Genomic DNA, 286 nt, shown 5'->3' on the forward strand with positions numbered 1-286 from the left:
ATCAAAGGTTGCTTCTTTCAGGTCAGGTGTGACTAAATTTGCTCCATAAAGGCTACTCACTTCAGGTGGAACAAAGCCTTGTGACCAATTGCTGTAAAGATCTAATTCAGGCGTAATATTCCAAACAAAACCGAGTTGTGGACTGGCCTTATGGAAATTACGTTTTTCATCTGGAGCACCTGTCACTTTAGAAGGAATAAGCTTATTGTCAAAGTCATAACTGATCCAGTCATAGCGAGCGCCACCGACTAAGTTTAAGTTTGGTAAAGCTTGCCAATTTGCTTGT

The 286-nt window shown here is 40.9% G+C and carries 1 protein-coding gene; it reads right to left on the reverse strand.

The window, feature by feature from the left end; genetic code table 11:
• Positions 1 to 286 (reverse strand): TonB-dependent receptor (locus VJI93_RS08685; RefSeq protein WP_324009302.1); only part of this gene is annotated, 286 nt, incomplete at both ends.

The organism is Parvimonas sp. M20, assembly GCF_035282425.1.
Lineage (GTDB): Bacteria > Bacillota > Clostridia > Tissierellales > Peptoniphilaceae > Parvimonas.